The sequence below is a fragment of the Deinococcus detaillensis genome (assembly GCF_007280555.1).
Classification (GTDB): Bacteria; Deinococcota; Deinococci; order Deinococcales; family Deinococcaceae; genus Deinococcus; species Deinococcus detaillensis.
In genome coordinates this window covers 1-1,079 of sequence record NZ_VKDB01000091.1, presented here as the reverse complement: position 1 = coordinate 1,079, position 1,079 = coordinate 1, and the positions used below count along the sequence as shown (strand labels likewise).

The following is a 1,079-nucleotide window of genomic DNA, read 5'->3' as shown; positions in this document are numbered from 1 at the left end:
CGGTATGCGATCCTCAGCAGCCGGTGGCGGAAAATGTACTGGCACGAGAATTCAAGCCAGAAAAGCCTAATCAGGTATGGTCATCTGACATCACCTAGCTGTACTTTGGGGATATTCAAGGCCCACTGAATAGTGCTGTGCAGGTGAGGCATTTCAGGCAACGAGGTGGCCAGGATGGAGTCCCGGCCACCTCTGCTCGGATGGCGGGCACGGTCTCGCCGCGCAGGTCATCTGGCTGGGTCAAGCGTAGCCATTGCAGGAAGGTCAAGGCGACCATACACAACACGGCGTGATGGTGCAGGCCCTGCCACGAACGGCCCTCGAAGTGCGCTAGGCCGACCTCCTGCTTGAGTTCCCGGTGCGTCAGTTCACAGGTCTAGCGCCGCTTGGTCACTTCCACCAATCGCAGCAGCGGAGTCGTTTCGGGAAGATTGCAGACATAGTATTTCCGTTCCTCTCCCCGTCGCTGTTCTCCGATAATCCATGCGGCTTGACCAGGAAGATGTTGGCCCTGGGCATTCTCTTCACCATCCGCTAGGCGAACATAGACAGCGGCAAAGCGTCCAGACAGTGCTCCCTTAGTGCCGTGTCGCCAGATCAGGTGCTGCCACGCAGCACCGTCGAGCACCGCTTCGACCGTCTGACGCTCGTGAGACGTCGTAGGATACTTCGGTCGCCGACCTCGAAAATGCGTTGGGATAGGAATAAGGCGGACATCCTGAGGGTAGACCATCTGCGTTCGCGTGATGCCGACCGACCAAGTCAAGCCACGCTCGGACAGCGCTTGCCGGAACCGGGCGTTCACGCCATAGCCAGCATCGGCCAGCACCATGCCAAAGGTGACGAGGTGACGAACTCGGTCGAGTTCGTTTAGGGCCACTTGCCACTTTGTCTGCGGCAGCTGAGATTCCACTGGAATCCCAGCTGCCGTACAGCGAGCAGGATCGTCCCTCCACTCCTTAGGTAAAAACAGTTGTAAGGCGACTGGAATGGGGATGTCATACTGGGCGATTGTCAACGAGACCAAACACTGGCAGTTGGTGATTTTCCCTACCTGACCGGAGGACTGTCGGGCAACG

Annotated in this window: 1 pseudogene; it reads right to left on the bottom strand. The window is 58.1% G+C overall.

Annotation, left to right across the window (positions count from 1 at the left end):
- Nucleotides 1-115: 115 nt before the first annotated feature.
- Nucleotides 116-1,079 (bottom strand): annotated as a pseudogene (locus FNU79_RS18985) (IS701 family transposase); the annotation flags it as partial.